Genomic DNA, 14,270 nt, shown 5'->3' with positions numbered 1-14,270 from the left:
CGACCTTTGGGACATAGCGCCACAAGGCCAGTCCTTGCTTGCGCAGCAAGGCGGCATTCTAGTTGCGCAAATTCTAAATGCATCTCACTTTTATTTACTTTACTTGACGTAAACAAAGCGCCCTCGCGCCCAGGGCTTTTGCCAGCTCAGCAAACCCGTGGCTCGACCGATTCCGGCGATCCGCTGCACGCCCTCCACTCAACAATCTGTTGCCTCACTGCAACAAAACGTAGATTGCCGATACTCATTATTGAATGGTATCGAGAATTATTATCAATATCACCTAGAATCCGCACGCTTTTTCAAAAAATCGACTCTTCATCAAAAGCATGTCCAACAACCATCTGACCCCGACCGACTCCAACGGCTTGCGCTGCGAGCTCAAGCAAATCGTGATTGCCGCAGGCCTGTGCCTGATTGGCGCCAGCGCGATGGCTCAGCAGGAAACCACCTTGTCCACCGTGAATGTGGAAGCCGCTGCCGAGTCCAGCTTCAAGACCGAAGCCAGCCCTCAAGGCAAGTTCACCGCTCCCCTGCTGGACACGCCCAAGACCGTTCAGGTCATCAATGAAGAGATCATCAAGCAGACCGGCGCCACCAGCCTGCAAGACGCTCTGCGCTCCACCCCCGGCATCACTTTCGGCAACGGCGAAGGCGGCAACCCCACCGGCGACCAGCCTTTCATCCGCGGCATGGACGCCCAGTCCAGCACCTTTGTGGACGGCATGCGCGACATCGCTTCTGGAACCCGCGAACTGTTCAACGTCGAAGCCGTGGAAGTCATCAAGGGCGCCGACTCGGCCTATGCCGGTCGTGGCGGCGCTGGTGGCTCCATCAATATCTCCACCAAGAAGGCCAAGAACGAGAACTTCATCTCCGGCGACGTGGGCCTGGGCACCGACAACTATCTGCGCGGCACGCTGGACATCAACCGCAAGATCAACGAGACCACCGGCATTCGCCTGAACGCCATGGGCCACAGTGCCGACGTGCCCGGCCGCAACGGTCCTGACAACAAGCGCTGGGGCATTGCCCCCACCGTGACCTTCGGCATGGGCACAGCCACCGAAGTGACCCTGTCCTGGCAGCATCTGCAGACCGACAATACCCCCGACGGCGGCGTGCCTTATCTGTACAGCAATGCCGCCATGGCCACCCTGCCCGGCGGCAGCACCGTGCGTCCCACCTATGGCAACGACCGTGCCAACTGGTACGGCCTGCACAACCGTGATTTCGAGAAGGAAAAGAGCGATCTGTTCACTGCTTCGGTCACGCACAAGTTCACTGACACCAACAAGATCCGCAACAGCCTGCGCTACAGCAAGACCAAGCAGGACTATGTCTGGACCCAACCCGACGACTCCAAGGGCAATGCCATAAATGGCTATGTCTGGCGCCGCGGCAACTACCGCGTCTATGACACCACCACACTGCAGAACGTGACCGAATTTACCGGCAAGGAACAGACCGGCTCCATCGGCCACAGCTATGCCTTCGGTCTGGAGTTGTCCAAGGAAAAGGCTGACGGCAGCTCGGGCGCCATCCAGAGCGGTGGCACCTGCACAGGCGTTTCCGATCCTTGGTGCACCACTTTGAGCAACCCCAGCGGCGCCAATGCCCCCTGGAACTTTGCCTGGTCACTGCCTGCGCAATCCACCGTCAACAAAATCGACACCATTGCCGTCTACGGCTTTGATACTCTGAAGCTCAACGAGCAATGGCTGGTGAATGCCGGTCTGCGCGTGGACCACTACAAGCTCAACGCTTCCGGCCCCGCCGGCGGCCGTGGCGCCAGCGCCTACCCGGCGTATGACCTGAGCCGTAGCGATACGATGTTCAACTACCAGCTGGGCGTGGTCTACAAGCCTGCATCCAATGGCAGCATCTACGCCAACATCGGTACCTCTTCGCGCCCCGGTGGCTCGACTCTGGGCAACGGCAGCGAGGACCTGACCACGACCACCGATGCGCTGATCAGCCTGAAGCCGGAAAAGACCAAGTCCATCGAGCTGGGCACCAAGTGGGACCTGCTGGACAAGAAGCTGAACCTGACTGCCGCAATCTTCCGCAATGAAGTGACCAATGTGCGCATCACCGATGCAACCGGCACATACATGGGCGGCAACAAGGAAGTCAATGGCATCGAACTGGGCTTTACCGGCCAGATCCTGTCCAATCTGAGCGTGTTCGGCGGCTATACCTTTATGGATAGCGAGTTCAAGAACATGGGCAAGGACGATGTTCGCAATGGCCTGCCCTTCTACAACACGCCCAAGCACAGCTTCAGCCTGTGGACCAGCTACAAGCCCATGGCCAAGCTGACCTTGGGTCTGGGTATCTATGCTCAGAGCGACGTTGCTGCCAGCTACATTCAAGGCAAGGGGGGCATCGTGACCAAGGGTGCTTCCGGCTATGCCCGTTATGACGCGATGATGGCCTACCAGATCGACAAGAACCTGAGCTTCCAGCTGAACGTCTACAACCTGGGCAACAAGGTTTACTACACCGGCGTGCGCTCGCCTCATTACGCCAATATGGGCGCCGGCCGCTCGGCCGTGGCTTCGCTCAAGTTCACGTACTAATTCATGTACTGACAGGAGCAATGACAGTCCTGCCTGCGCTTGATCTGGCGCAGCCTGGCTGCAAACCATGCCCCAAAGCCCCGCAGGCTCCTGATGCCAGCGGGGCTTTTTACATGCACACTTGGCGGATCAAGCGCATTGTCGCTGGCTCGCAAAGCCTGATCTTCGCCATCAAAACCATAGCTGATAGCGTCTTTCCATAAATGTTTTCAACCCAATAAATCATTGAAAGCTATAGGTATCAAGCGCTACCAGCTATGGTTAATGATGTAACCCTGATCATCAACAAATAGATATCGCCTCACTCCCGCCATGTTGCTACGCATCCCCTGCCTGCTCACCCCCGATGAAGTACGCCACTGCCGTCAGGCGCTGGAAGCCGCCAGCTGGCAGGACGGAAAGACCACGGCCGGCCACGTGGCCGCTCAGGTCAAGAGCAATCTGCAACTGCCGCTGGACAGCAAGACCGGCCAGCAGATAGGCGATCTGATCCTGGACCGGCTGGGCCGCAACCCGCTGTTCATGTCGGCAGCCCTGCCGCTCAAGGTTCTGCCGCCGCGCTTCAATCGCTATGAGGGTGGAGGTACCTATGGCAACCATATCGACAACGCCTTCTTCACCATTCCGGGCACGGCCATCAAGGTCAGAACCGATGTCTCCACCACGGTGTTCTTCAGCGATCCCGACGAATACGAAGGCGGTGAGCTGATGGTGGAAGACACTTTCGGCCAGCAAAGCGTGAAGCTCGCGGCCGGCGATGCCATCGTCTACCCCGGCACCAGCTTGCACCGAGTCAACCCCGTGACGCGCGGCACGCGCTATGCCTCGTTCTTCTGGACGCACAGCCTGGTCAAGTCGGCGGAGCAGCGCCGTCTGCTGTTCGATCTGGACCAGAGCATTCAGCAACTCACGCAAGAGCAGCCCGAGCATCCGCGCATCGCCGCCCTCTCGGGCACCTATCACAATCTCTTGCGCATGTGGTCTGAAAGCTAGCTTCCTGGGAGACGACAGCCTGCGCTGCTGGGTAGCCCTCGCCGGCTGTCTCCCCCCTACACTGCGCCTACTTTGCTGCCTCGCCCCCATCCAACCGGCTTGATTTATGACTGTTGAACCTTTGAATGCCGCTGGCCAGCCCGTCAAACCGCCACTGACGCAGATTTCCGCGCAGATAGGCTCCCTGGCGGACTACGCCCGGCTGGCCCGCGAGCATATGGAGGCTCAGGCCTGGGCCCACCTGGAAAGCGGTGCGGACCAGGGTCTGACTCTGGCCCACAACCGCCAGGCCTTCGACCGCATCCGTCTCTGTCCTGAGCCGCTGGCCGATCTGTCGGCCGCGCATACGCGGCAAAGCCTGCTGGGCCAGAGTCTGGACTGGCCGTTGCTGCTGGCACCAGTTGCCTATCAACAGCTGGCGCATCCCGAAGGCGAGCTCGCCACGGCGCGCGCGGCCATGGCCATGCGTACCGGCATGGTGGTCAGCACTCTATCCAGTTGCACGCTCGAAGAAATCGCCCAGGCCGCGCAAGCTGCAGCGCAGGAGCTGGGGCGCAGCGGCCCGCTGTGGTTCCAGCTCTACCAGCAGCCAACGCGCGAGCACACGCTGCAGCTGATTCGCCGCGCCGAAGATGCCGGTTATCAGGCCCTGGTCTGGACGGTGGACGCCCATATCAAGCGCTCCAGCTACCCGCTGCCACCAGGCGTGGAGGCCGTCAATCTGCGTGGCATGCCCCAGCAACGGCAGACCGGCGATCTGATGAGCGAGCACATTCTGTTCGGCAGCGAGCTGGCCCGAGGCGCGCCTACCTGGGACGACCTGGTCTGGCTGCGTCAGCAAACCCGGTTGCCGCTGATCATCAAAGGTCTGCTCTCGGCCCGTGCCGCCGCGCAAGCCGTGGAACTGGGGGCTGATGCCATCGTGGTCTCCAACCATGGCGGGCGAGTGCTGGACACCGCCGTCTCCCCCCTCGAAGTGCTGCCTGCCATTCGCGCGGCCACGCCTGCCCATATTCCGCTGCTGATGGATGGCGGCGTGCGCCAGGGCACCGATGTGCTCAAGGCCATCGCCCTGGGTGCCAGTGCCGTACTGCTGGGCCGGCCGCAAATGCATGCCCTGGCGGTGGCCGGCATGCTGGGGGTGGCACATATGCTGTATTTATTGCGCGCCGAGCTGGAGCTGGCCATGGCCCAGACCGGCTGCGCCAGCCTCGATCAGGTCGGGCCCCGGCTTTTAACCACTTGCTGATTGTGCGTAATTTGGCGGCATGCATTGCAAATGCGATGGATTCTCATTTATACTCCGCCTATTACATCAATAGCCAGCAACAACTGCCTGTAGCCATGATCGTCTGTGTATGCCGCCGGGTTTCTGACCGAGAAATAGCACGCCACGCGCATGCGGGGATGAGCTTTGACGAAATCCAGTTTGAATTGGGTGTTGCCACACAATGCGGGCGCTGCGAAGGCTGCGCACGTGATGTCGTCGCCCAGTGCAGTGCAAGCCATCCGATCGCGGCCATCCACAACGAAGCGCAATCCTGCGCGTCGTTGCAGACGGTTCAGCTTGCCACCAATATTCTGGAAAGCAAAGCATGGCCCACCTCTCCGTCCTCTCAGCCGTCTTTGGCAGTCTGATTCTCGTGATGGTATGCACCTGGTGGATCCTGCGTGAATGATGCGATCCCGTCTGCGTGCCCTGCTTCCTGTGCCTGCTATTGCCGGTTGACCAGCGCTTTTCCTTTCTGATCCCAGCCTGCGCTGGTTGCTCTTCTCGTTCTTATGTCCCAGTCTGATCGATTTGCACCTGCCAGCGGCCCGAGCCGCAATATGGCAGTTGCTGGTGCTGTGGTTGTCGTGCACGCTGCCGCCCTGTGGGCCATGCAGCATGGCCTGGCACAGCAAAAGCCGCCAGAGATAGTGATTCCCGCCAGCGTGATTGCCCAGTTTGTGGCACCGCCGGCTGCCGAACCTGCCCCGCCGGCCCCTCCCCCTCCACCCAAGCCTCCGGCGCCAGCGCCCAAGCCCGAGACCAAACCGCAGCCCAAGCCCGAGGTCAAGAAGGCTCCGCTGCCCAAGGCCATCAAGGACCCGACACCGGCACCGGCTGCACCTCAGGGGGCATTGGAAGACAGCGACAGCAAACCGGACAAGACACCGCCGGCACCACCCGCGCCCCCGGCACCTCCGGCTCCGCCTGCACCTCCCGCACCACCAGCTCCGCCCAAGATCGAGCAGCCATCAAGCAATGCTGCCTATCTGAACAACCCAGCTCCCGCTTATCCTTCGGTCAGCAAGCGCATGGGTGAACAAGGCAAGGTGCTGCTGCGCGTCTATATCAACGAGCAGGGCCAGCCCGAGAAAATCGAAATCAAGCAGTCCAGCGGGTTTGACCGCCTGGATGACGCCGCCGTCAACACCGTGCGCCAGTGGAAGTTTGTCCCCGGCAAGCGCAACGGCGTGGCCGAACCCATGTGGCACATCGTGCCCATCAACTTTGTTCTCAAATAAATCTGCAGTTCTCAGGAGTACCCATGGAATCCCAATTCGGCATTGCCCACGTCTGGACACAGGGCGACTTCGTGACCAAAGGCGTGGCCATCATCTTGCTGGTCATGTCGGTGGCCTCTTGGCTGGTCATTATTCTCAAGGCGCTGGATATTGTGAAATTCAAGAAGTTCGCCACCCAGGCGCAGGACTTCTGGCACAGCCCCGATCTGGCCACCGGCCTGGAAAAGCTGGGTGACGACAAGCAGAACCCCTTCCGCTTCATGGTGCTCGAAGGCCGTGAAGCCTCCGCCCACCACCGCAAGACCAGCGTCCACCTGCATGACACGCTGGACATCAGCGACTGGGTGACCCGCTGCCTGCGCAACGGCATCAACGAATTCACGGCCCGCCTGCAATCCGGCCTGGCCATTCTGGCCTCCGTGGGCTCGACCGCCCCCTTCATCGGCCTGTTCGGCACCGTCTGGGGCATCTACCACGCTCTGGTGGCCATCGGCATGTCCGGCCAGTCATCCATCGATAAGGTGGCCGGCCCCATCGGCGAAGCGCTGATCATGACCGCCCTGGGCCTGGCCGTCGCCATCCCCGCCGTGCTGGGCTATAACGCTCTGGTACGTGGCAACAAGGGCATTTTGAACGCCCTCAACAGCTTCGCCCACGACGTGCACGCCTACTTCGTGACCGGTGCCCGCGTTTCCGTGGACGGCCAGGTCTCTGGCAATGTGCTGCCCCTGAAGAAAGGCGCCTAAGCCATGTCATTTGGAACCATGGACGATGGGGACAGCGATGATGTGATGAACGAGATCAATATGACGCCTCTGGTGGACGTCATGCTGGTTCTGCTCATCATCTTCATCATCACCGTGCCCGTGATGAAACACTCGGTCAACGTGGACCTGCCCCGCGCCACCAACCAGCCCGAGGACACCAAGCCTGCCACCGTGCAGCTGGGCATCACGGCCGATGGTAAATACTCCTGGAACGGCCAGGAAATCAGTGACGAGCAACTGGAGACCAATCTTCAGACCGAGGCCGTCAAGGAGCCGCAGCCCGACCTGCATATCCGCGGCGACAAGGAAGTGCGCTACGAGCGCGTGGCCCAGGCCATGGCCGCCGCCCAGCGCGCTGGCGTCAAGAAAATAGGCTTTGTGACCGACCCGTCCAAATAAGCCCATGCTTGCAAAAAACGGCCCTCAGGGGCCGTTTTTTTTTATTGTGGAACCTGCATCAAAACAGCACTCAAGCCGCCCGGCACAGGCACAAACTGCTGATGGACCGCAGGCAAAAGTCCTCAGATGCGGCTGGACAGATTCCACATGAAAAATAAATGGCAGTTTTTTTGCGAATGAGATTAAGTATCACTTGCTTTTCAATTGAGAATTGTTATCATTACACCAGTTTTTGATCTTAAGGAATCACGGCATGTCTGCACCGCTTGTTGCGACCTCACAGCCCAACAACCGTAGCACCCCCTCCATGGCTGCTGCAACCCCCTCAGCCGCTTCCGGCTCCAGCCTGGGCCTGGACAGCGCCCTGCTGCTCAACGGCCAGAAAGCCGTCACCATCCTGCACAACGGCACTCCTTATCGCCTGCAGGCCACCAAGCTGGGCAAGCTCATTCTGACCAAATAAACCGTTTCATCGTGGGGCGACACCGCAAGTGTCGATTCGCCAGCCATAGTCGTTGTAGAGCACCTGCCCTCTCTTGTGCTTACGCTTCACATAGCCACGCGTTTTTTCCTCATTCGCAACCCGCCAAAACAAAACCCCTGCACGCATCAAGCGGCAGGGGTTTTGTTTTGGACTCTGCCGCTGCAGCGGCAGAAATCAAGCCATTACAGGCCCAGGGCTGCGATGCCGGCCTTGGCAACCTGTGCGTCTTCATTGGCCTTCACACCCGAGACACCCACAGCGCCCAGCACCTGACCGTCCTTGACGATGGCTACGCCACCTTCGAGCAGGCCGTCCACAAACGGAGCGCTCAGGAAAGCGGTACGGCCATTGTTGATCATGTCTTCAAAAGCCTTGGTGTCCTTGCGGCCCACGGCTGCAGAGCGAGCCTTGGCGGGGGCGATATGCGAAGAGATGGGAGCAGCACCATCCATACGCTGCAACAGCAGCAGATGGCCGCCGTCGTCCACGATGGAGATCGTCACGGGCCAGTTGTTCTTCAGTGCTTCAGCTTCGGCAGCCGCAGCGATGGCTTTCACATCGGCCAGTTCGAGTTCGTGCTTGGTCTTCATGAGATAAAAAGCTCCGTTGGATTGTCAATGCAGCAAGCATATTCTGTACTTTGCAGGCAAAAGTAGATGCGATGTGAAAAACATTCCATCCTAAAACTGCCGCATTGCAACGGGGTATTGCAAAGGCTTCTCAAGACCCCCACCTAGAATGACAATGTTTCAACCCACAATTCCTGAAGGAGGAATGGCTACATGAACGAACAAGTCACCACACTGGGCTCTGCGGGCTACGGTGTCTCGCAGCAAGAGCGCAACCGTGTCTTGCGCAATACCTACTGGCTGCTGGCACTCAGCCTGATCCCCACCGTGCTGGGCGCTTGGCTGGGCGTAGCCACTGGCATGACTCGCGCGCTGACTGGCGGCGTGGGCCTGATCGTGTTCATGGTCGGCGCCTTCGGCTTCATGTTCGCGATCGAAAAGACCAAGCACAGCGCCGCTGGCGTGCCCGTGCTGCTGGCCTTCACCTTCTTCATGGGCCTGATGCTATCGCGCCTGATCGGCATGATTCTGGGCTTCTCCAATGGCACCCAACTGATCATGACGGCCTTTGCCGGTACCGCTGGCGTGTTCTTCGTGATGGCCATGCTGGCCACCGTGATCAAGCGCGACCTGTCGGGCATGGGCAAGTTCCTGTTCGTGGGCGCTCTGGTGCTGATGGTAGGTGCCATCATCAATGTCTTCGTGGGTTCCACGGCAGGCATGATGGCCATCTCCATGCTGGCCATCGGCATCTTCTCCGCCTACATGCTGTATGACCTCAAGCAGATCATCGACGGCGGTGAAACCAACTACATCAGCGCCACCCTGGCCCTGTATCTGGACCTGTTCAACGTGTTCCAGAGCCTGCTGGCCCTGCTGGGTATCATGGGCGGCGACCGCGACTAAACCTCGCCACCACTCAAGCAAAAAGGAGTGCCTTGCGCACTCCTTTTTGTTTCCAGTAACCTTGACGTCAAGCGCGGTCATCGCATTGATGGATATTTCAGTCATGGCCTAAATTTCCGACTGCCGCTGCCGATAAGCAGACAAGATGAAGCCAAACCACCCTCCCCGCGCACTTGCCATTGCCCTGCTGCCTCTGGTACTGGCAGGCTGCAAGATTGAAGACATTCCGGGCCTGGGTCCAGACCCACGCACCGTGGCGCGCGAGTCCGAAGCCAAGGCCATTGGCGGTGCCTGTAGGCATGCCATGCGCGGGCTGGAGGATTGCTACGTCCTCAACCCCAAGGCGCCCAAGGCGCTTGTGTTTGCGGGCTGGAAGGACATGGATGAATACATGCGCTCCAACAAGATCGAAGGCGTACCTTCCGTACTGGGTCAGAGCTCAGCCGAAAAGCGCAGCACTGCGGAGCCAGAAAACAGCCCCAGTCGCAACCGCAGCTGAAGTCGCTTGTGCCAGGCCCGGATCATGAGCTCCGGGCCAGTGCCAGCCAACGCCCGCACAGGCCGTAGCAACACTGCTACGGCCTTTTTCATGCTCGACATCTCTCACGCCAAGCTTTTCGGATGTCATATTTCTTTTACGGACTTTGAATACAAACAATTCTCATTTATATTCATTGACTATTGATTCCATTCTTAGCCGCACATACGCGCATCCCAGCGACGAGTTCTGTTGTGCTCTCAACCATGGGGACAAGACTGCCGTGCCAGATGATGACTTCAACCAAATACGCCTTGAGCATGAGGCCCTCATGCTGACCTACATGGAAGTGCAGACCCGCTGCACGGCACAGATGCAGTCGCTGGCACGGGAAGTCGAAGCACTCAGGCAGCAGCTCGTACAGCTCAGGGCCAAGGTCATTGTCCGCGACAGCGCGCTTGCCTGGGAACGTGAGCAGCGCCACGCCCTGGCCCAGGCGATGGCACTGGATCTGCTGCGGGAAACACCTCAACCTACAGTTGAACAGACAGTGTCCGGCGTCGACTGGCCTGTGGTCGAGGCTGCCGACAGCCAGGCCCTGGCCGAGCAGCAGTTGCTGGAGGACAGCCTGCACGCTGCCGATCTGGTGATCTGCCAGACGGGCTGCATCAGCGATGGCGCCTACTGGCGCGTGAAGGATCACTGCAAGCGCACCGGCAAGACCTGCCTGCTGGTGGATCAGCCGACCGCATTGCGGGTGGTTCGCATTCACCCATCGGGAGAGAACGGAAAGGTCGTTGCAGCCCAAGCCTGCATCGAGGGTGCTTCATGAGCCACGGCGCAGGAAAAACCTGGGCTGCAGATTTGCTGTCTGCCTGGAAGCAGCACACCCGCACGGCGCTGGCCGCAACGCTGGAGCATCGCCATCTCTCAGCACTTGGACACTACCGACATGCACAACAGCTTGGCTTGCAGTTGCTGGTCGCGGAGTCCGGCGATATTGCCGACGATGACCGTATCGCCGCTTATGTCGTTGCTCACCTGAATCTGGCAGATGCTCTCTTCGAAGCGGACCGGGCAGGAGCTGCATTTGAATGCCTGCATGAGGCACAGCAAGCCCTGATGCCATTTCTGCAGCAGGACTCCACCAGCCGGTCCCTGAGTCTAGCGATATACCGTCATTTACCGCAGCTCCTGGCCGCGCAGGCTGAGCACGCGGCAGCACGGCCCCATACCTCCTCCGGTGCCGGCACCCCAGCACCCGCCCATCTTGTCGTTCACCCCGCCAGCAACAGGCACTCTCGCCTTGCCAGCTTCGAGTTCGTGCATGCATCACTGCACTGACTCCCTTCTCTCACTGCCAAGGCTTTTACTCATGAGCTACACCCTGCCCCCACTGGCCTACGACTACGCGGCGCTGGAGCCGCATATCGATGCGCAAACCATGGAGATTCACTACTCCAGGCATCACCAGACCTATGTCAACAACCTCAACACGGCGCTCGAAGGCAGCGAATACGCGCAATGGCCGCTGGACGATCTGCTCGTCAAGATCGAATCGCTGCCTCAGCCGCTTCGCCAGGCCGTGCGCAACAATGGCGGCGGCCATGCCAATCACAGCTTGTTCTGGCAAGTCATGTCTCCCAAAGGGGGCGGCCTGCCGCAGGGCGCTCTTGCGACAGCCATTGACAGGGACCTGGGCGGCTTCGAGAACTTCAAGACCGAGTTCACCAAGGCCGCCATCAGTCGCTTCGGCAGCGGCTGGGCCTGGCTCAGCGTGGACTACAGCGGCAAGCTGCATGTGGAGAGCAGCGCCAATCAGGACAGCCCTCTGATGCCTGGCATTGGCAGCGGCAACACACCAATCCTGACCCTGGATGTCTGGGAACACGCCTATTACCTGAAATACCAGAACCGCCGTCCCGAATACATCGCCGCTTTCTACAACGTGGTGGACTGGGACGAAGTGGCGCGCCGCTTCGCTGCCGCCACCCAGGCTGTCAGGAGCTGAACCATGGGCCCGGACGGACTGCAGAGCGCATCTTCAAGCCAATCGCCCCTGCCGCTCAGAACCCGGCTCGGGCTGCTGATCTCCGCAGCTGGGGCTCTGGTGCTTGCATCCATGGTCTGGAAGCAGCTGCAGAGCAATCCCGCAGCACTGAATGCACTGCTGGGCGGCAGCGTGGCGGCGCTGGCAACGGCGCTGGGCGCTTTGCCTGTGCTGCTGACCCAACATCCATCGGAGCGCACGCAGGACACTCTATTCGGCTTTGGCGCAGGCGTCATGCTGGCTGCCTGCGCCTTTTCATTGATTCTGCCCGGACTGGAAGCCGCCAGGGCGGCCACCCCGAGCGGGAGCAGCGAATGGCTGGGCGGCGCCATGATCGGCATCGCCATTTTGCTCGGCGGTGCCGCTCTGCTGGCCATGGACCGTCTGCTTCCGCACGAGCACTTCATCAAAGGCCGCGAAGGCAACCATGCCCGCCAGTTGCGACGCACCTGGCTGTTTGTGATTGCCATCACCCTTCACAACCTGCCCGAAGGTCTGGCCATCGGCGTGGGCTATGCCGCCAACGAGGGGCTGCGCGCCAGCTCGCTGACGCTGGGCATTGCCATACAGGACGTGCCCGAGGGTTTTGTCGTCGCAGCCTCTTTGCTGGCTGCCGGCTACACCCGAGGCTTTGCGGTAGTGCTGGGCGCACTGACAGGGTTGATCGAGCCTCTGGGAGCCGTGATCGGCGCCATCGTGGTCAGCAGCTCCACCATGCTGCTGCCCTGGGGCCTGGGCTTTGCAGCCGGGGCGATGCTGTTTGTCATCAGCCACGAGATCATTCCGGAATCCCACCGCAAGGGCCATGAAGCCTGGGCCACCACGGGACTCATGCTGGGCTTTGTGTTGATGATGATTCTGGATACGTCCCTTGGCGGCTGAACTGCGCCGCGCAGGCGCAGTTCAGGTCATGCTCGCTTATGCGCGCTCGAAAACGGCCATGGATTCCACATGCGCCGTATGCGGGAACATGTTCACCACACCTGCTGCCACGCAGCGATAGCCGGCCTGGTGCACCAGCAAGCCTGCATCACGCGCCAGCGTGGCCGGGTTGCAGCTCACATAGACAATGCGCTTGGGGAACTGCCAGCTTTCCTGCCCCTCGGGCAGCGGAGGCAGCAAATCGGGCTGCTCTTCGCTGGCCACACCGGTCTGCTTGGCACCGATGCGGATCTGGTGAATATCGGCCAGTGCCTTGGACAGGGCAAACGCCCCTTCACGCGGGGGGTCGACCAGCCACTTGTCGGAGTTGCCGTCGGCAATCAGCATGGCAGGCGTCATCTCGAACAGATTGCGCGCCACGAAGCTGGTGGGAGCCAGCTTGTCGTCTTCGCTGCGAGTGGCATTGTTGCCCGCGTAGTTCTCGTGCGAGCGCTTGACCAGGGTTTCCGAGCCTTCGATGCCCAGCACCTCGCGCGCCATGGTGGCAATGGGCAGCGTAAAGTTGCCAAGACCGCAGAACCAGTCGATGACGCGTTCGTCCTTTTTCGCATCCAGCAGACGCAGCGAGCGCGTGACCAGCACACGGTTGATATGCGGATTGACCTGGGTGAAGTCGGTGGGTTTGAACGGCATGGTGATGCCGAAGTCCGGCAGACCATAGGACAGCTGTGTGCCGCCTTCTTCCATCAGGTGCACGGTATCCGGACCCTTGGGCTGCAGCCACCACTGGACGTTCTGCTCGGCAGCAAAGTCGCGCAGGCGCTGCTTGTCGGCATCCGACAGAGGCTCCAGATGGCGCAGCACCAGGGCAGTGACATGGTCGCCGCAAGCCACTTCGATCTGAGGACAGGTTTCGCGCGCATCCATGCTGGCGATCAGTGCGCGCATGGGCATGAGCATGGCGTCCACATGGGGCGGCAAAATCTTGCAGACCTCCATGTCGGCGATGTAGCGGCTCTTGCGCTCGTGGAAGCCCACCAGCACCTTGCCCTTCTTGGCCACATAGCGCACCGACAGGCGCGAACGGAAGCGATAGCCCCAGGCCGGGCCTTCGATGGGGCGCAGCAGCGTCTCAGGCTTGACCTTGGCCAGATGCCAGAGGTTGTCCTCCAGTACACGCTGCTTGATGGCGACCTGGGCCGCCACATGCAGATGCTGCATCTTGCAGCCACCACAGGCGCCGGCGTGCAGCCCGAAATTAGGGCAGCCGGGCGTCACGCGCTGCGAGGATTCGCGGTGGATTTCAGTCAGCGTGGCCGCTTCCCAGTTGTTCTTCTTGCGATGGGTGTTGGCGCTGACGATTTCACCGGTCAGGGCGCCGTCGATGAAGACCACCTTGCCATCGGGCTTGCGGGCTACGCCCTGGGCATCCATGTCCATGGACAGCACTTCCAGCCAGCCCTCGGGCAGCGCCGGGGCATCAGACGGGACTTCGGGCAGGTTTTCGGGAATTTTGTTGTCGCGGGATTCACTCATGGTGCCCGATTGTCTCAGGCCGCCCCATACCCGAGAGCCGACCACGGCAAAAAACTGCATGGGCGCCCATCTCACGCGCCCAGCCGATCGGCCCTCTGCAAGACAAAATCAAG

At 60.4% G+C, this 14,270-nt stretch carries 17 protein-coding genes; 15 read left to right on the top strand and 2 right to left on the bottom strand.

The window, feature by feature from the left end:
- The first annotated feature begins 329 nt into the window (after positions 1-329).
- From AAIL67_RS19305 to AAIL67_RS19265, 9 genes are all read left to right on the top strand, one after another.
- Entirely contained in the window at positions 330-2,582 is a 2,253-nt protein-coding gene (locus tag AAIL67_RS19305; RefSeq protein ID WP_343484597.1) for a TonB-dependent siderophore receptor, read from the top strand.
- Positions 2,583-2,602: 20 nt separating this feature from the next.
- Positions 2,603-2,785: a hypothetical protein gene (locus tag AAIL67_RS19300; protein WP_034379815.1), complete on the top strand. Its 183-nt coding sequence runs from the start codon at positions 2,603-2,605 to the stop codon at positions 2,783-2,785.
- 109 nt (positions 2,786-2,894) lie between these two features.
- The gene (locus tag AAIL67_RS19295) at positions 2,895-3,575 is read left to right on the top strand and encodes a Fe2+-dependent dioxygenase (protein ID WP_034358914.1); all 681 of its coding nucleotides are present in this window, start codon (positions 2,895-2,897) and stop codon (positions 3,573-3,575) included.
- 121 nt (positions 3,576-3,696) lie between these two features.
- Positions 3,697-4,824 (top strand): alpha-hydroxy acid oxidase, encoded by a 1,128-nt coding sequence (locus tag AAIL67_RS19290; protein WP_343484614.1) that lies wholly within the window; start codon positions 3,697-3,699, stop codon positions 4,822-4,824.
- 95 nt (positions 4,825-4,919) lie between these two features.
- Positions 4,920-5,213 (top strand): (2Fe-2S)-binding protein, encoded by a 294-nt coding sequence (locus AAIL67_RS19285; protein ID WP_343484613.1) that lies wholly within the window; start codon positions 4,920-4,922, stop codon positions 5,211-5,213.
- Between the two features lie 144 nt (positions 5,214-5,357).
- The gene (locus AAIL67_RS19280) at positions 5,358-6,086 is read left to right on the top strand and encodes an energy transducer TonB (RefSeq protein WP_034379817.1); all 729 of its coding nucleotides are present in this window, start codon (positions 5,358-5,360) and stop codon (positions 6,084-6,086) included.
- A 23-nt stretch (positions 6,087-6,109) separates the two neighbouring features.
- A complete protein-coding gene (locus tag AAIL67_RS19275; protein ID WP_003069935.1) occupies positions 6,110-6,832 on the top strand; it encodes a MotA/TolQ/ExbB proton channel family protein in 723 nt (240 codons plus the stop codon).
- A 3-nt stretch (positions 6,833-6,835) separates the two neighbouring features.
- Positions 6,836-7,252 carry a biopolymer transporter ExbD gene (locus AAIL67_RS19270; protein WP_034358920.1) on the top strand — a complete coding sequence of 139 codons (417 nt, stop codon included), beginning with the start codon at positions 6,836-6,838 and terminating at the stop codon, positions 7,250-7,252.
- Between the two features lie 253 nt (positions 7,253-7,505).
- On the top strand, positions 7,506-7,715 hold the full coding sequence (locus tag AAIL67_RS19265; RefSeq protein ID WP_003069932.1) for a hemin uptake protein HemP: 210 nt from the start codon (positions 7,506-7,508) through the stop codon (positions 7,713-7,715).
- A gap of 203 nt (positions 7,716-7,918) precedes the next feature.
- Here AAIL67_RS19265 and AAIL67_RS19260 read toward each other — a convergent pair whose 3' ends face one another.
- Positions 7,919-8,326: a heme-binding protein gene (locus AAIL67_RS19260; RefSeq protein WP_003053536.1), complete on the bottom strand. Its 408-nt coding sequence runs from the start codon at positions 8,324-8,326 to the stop codon at positions 7,919-7,921.
- A 192-nt stretch (positions 8,327-8,518) separates the two neighbouring features.
- Between AAIL67_RS19260 and AAIL67_RS19255 the strand changes: the two genes are divergently transcribed.
- From AAIL67_RS19255 to AAIL67_RS19230, 6 genes are all read left to right on the top strand, one after another.
- Positions 8,519-9,211 carry a Bax inhibitor-1/YccA family protein gene (locus tag AAIL67_RS19255; protein ID WP_003053535.1) on the top strand — a complete coding sequence of 231 codons (693 nt, stop codon included), beginning with the start codon at positions 8,519-8,521 and terminating at the stop codon, positions 9,209-9,211.
- 145 nt (positions 9,212-9,356) lie between these two features.
- Positions 9,357-9,710, top strand: a complete 354-nt coding sequence (locus tag AAIL67_RS19250; RefSeq protein ID WP_343484596.1) for a hypothetical protein — start codon at positions 9,357-9,359, stop codon at positions 9,708-9,710.
- A gap of 310 nt (positions 9,711-10,020) precedes the next feature.
- The gene (locus AAIL67_RS19245; protein ID WP_343484595.1) at positions 10,021-10,521 is read left to right on the top strand and encodes a hypothetical protein; all 501 of its coding nucleotides are present in this window, start codon (positions 10,021-10,023) and stop codon (positions 10,519-10,521) included.
- 32 nt (positions 10,522-10,553) lie between these two features.
- Complete coding sequence (locus AAIL67_RS19240) at positions 10,554-11,033, top strand: hypothetical protein (RefSeq protein WP_343484594.1); 480 nt, start codon at positions 10,554-10,556, stop codon at positions 11,031-11,033.
- 31 nt (positions 11,034-11,064) lie between these two features.
- On the top strand, positions 11,065-11,700 hold the full coding sequence (locus tag AAIL67_RS19235) for a superoxide dismutase (RefSeq protein WP_343484593.1): 636 nt from the start codon (positions 11,065-11,067) through the stop codon (positions 11,698-11,700).
- Positions 11,701-11,703: 3 nt separating this feature from the next.
- On the top strand, positions 11,704-12,621 hold the full coding sequence (locus AAIL67_RS19230; RefSeq protein WP_034392947.1) for a ZIP family metal transporter: 918 nt from the start codon (positions 11,704-11,706) through the stop codon (positions 12,619-12,621).
- Positions 12,622-12,657: 36 nt separating this feature from the next.
- On the opposite strand, the gene rlmD is transcribed toward AAIL67_RS19230, so the two are convergent.
- Positions 12,658-14,157 (bottom strand): 23S rRNA (uracil(1939)-C(5))-methyltransferase RlmD, encoded by a 1,500-nt coding sequence (gene rlmD, locus AAIL67_RS19225; protein ID WP_034358953.1) that lies wholly within the window; start codon positions 14,155-14,157, stop codon positions 12,658-12,660.
- Positions 14,158-14,270 lie beyond the last annotated feature (113 nt).

The sequence above is a fragment of the Comamonas sp. A7-5 genome (genome assembly GCF_039581385.1).
Taxonomy (GTDB): domain Bacteria; phylum Pseudomonadota; class Gammaproteobacteria; order Burkholderiales; family Burkholderiaceae_C; genus Comamonas; species Comamonas thiooxydans.
The sequence above is the reverse complement of the archived record's forward strand: the minus strand, read 5'-3'. Positions and strand labels throughout refer to the sequence as shown.

Bases quoted from the DNA above. Each gene is read 5' to 3' on its own strand.
- AAIL67_RS19255 (WP_003053535.1), top strand. From the start codon at position 8,519: ATGAACGAACAAGTCACCACACTGGGCTCTGCGGGCTACGGTGTCTCG.
- AAIL67_RS19295 (WP_034358914.1), top strand. From the start codon at position 2,895: ATGTTGCTACGCATCCCCTGCCTGCTCACCCCCGATGAAGTACGCCAC.
- AAIL67_RS19275 (WP_003069935.1), top strand. From the start codon at position 6,110: ATGGAATCCCAATTCGGCATTGCCCACGTCTGGACACAGGGCGACTTC.
- AAIL67_RS19260 (WP_003053536.1), bottom strand. From the start codon at position 8,326: ATGAAGACCAAGCACGAACTCGAACTGGCCGATGTGAAAGCCATCGCT.
- AAIL67_RS19235 (WP_343484593.1), top strand. From the start codon at position 11,065: ATGAGCTACACCCTGCCCCCACTGGCCTACGACTACGCGGCGCTGGAG.
- AAIL67_RS19245 (WP_343484595.1), top strand. From the start codon at position 10,021: ATGCTGACCTACATGGAAGTGCAGACCCGCTGCACGGCACAGATGCAG.
- AAIL67_RS19265 (WP_003069932.1), top strand. From the start codon at position 7,506: ATGTCTGCACCGCTTGTTGCGACCTCACAGCCCAACAACCGTAGCACC.
- AAIL67_RS19305 (WP_343484597.1), top strand. From the start codon at position 330: ATGTCCAACAACCATCTGACCCCGACCGACTCCAACGGCTTGCGCTGC.
- AAIL67_RS19300 (WP_034379815.1), top strand. From the start codon at position 2,603: ATGACAGTCCTGCCTGCGCTTGATCTGGCGCAGCCTGGCTGCAAACCA.
- AAIL67_RS19230 (WP_034392947.1), top strand. From the start codon at position 11,704: ATGGGCCCGGACGGACTGCAGAGCGCATCTTCAAGCCAATCGCCCCTG.
- AAIL67_RS19250 (WP_343484596.1), top strand. From the start codon at position 9,357: ATGAAGCCAAACCACCCTCCCCGCGCACTTGCCATTGCCCTGCTGCCT.
- AAIL67_RS19270 (WP_034358920.1), top strand. From the start codon at position 6,836: ATGTCATTTGGAACCATGGACGATGGGGACAGCGATGATGTGATGAAC.
- AAIL67_RS19285 (WP_343484613.1), top strand. From the start codon at position 4,920: ATGATCGTCTGTGTATGCCGCCGGGTTTCTGACCGAGAAATAGCACGC.
- rlmD (WP_034358953.1), bottom strand. From the start codon at position 14,157: ATGAGTGAATCCCGCGACAACAAAATTCCCGAAAACCTGCCCGAAGTC.
- AAIL67_RS19280 (WP_034379817.1), top strand. From the start codon at position 5,358: ATGTCCCAGTCTGATCGATTTGCACCTGCCAGCGGCCCGAGCCGCAAT.